The 377-nt window shown below is 64.7% G+C and carries 1 protein-coding gene; it reads left to right on the forward strand.

The window, feature by feature from the left end:
- The coding region (locus HA630_RS27105; protein WP_166832090.1) for a homoserine dehydrogenase at window positions 1-377 on the forward strand (377 nt) is incomplete at both ends.

Genomic DNA, 377 nt, shown 5'->3' on the forward strand with positions numbered 1-377 from the left:
ATCGGCGGCTACGGCATCGCCAAGGCGCTGGTGCTGGAGGCGATTGCCGCGGGCAAGCACGTGGTCACCGCCAACAAGGCGCTGCTGGCCGTGCATGGCACCGAAATTTTTGCCGCCGCGCAAGCCAAGGGGGTGATGGTGGCGTTCGAGGCCGCTGTGGCCGGGGGCATCCCCATCATCAAGGCGCTGCGCGAAGGCCTGACCGCCAACCAGATCCAGTGGGTGGCCGGCATCATCAATGGCACCACCAACTTCATCCTGTCCGAAATGCGCGACAAGGGGCTGGACTTTGACGTGGTGCTGAAAGAAGCGCAACGCCTGGGCTACGCCGAAGCCGACCCGACCTTCGACATCGAAGGCGTGGACGCCGCACACAA

This window comes from Aquabacterium sp. A08, from assembly GCF_011742065.1.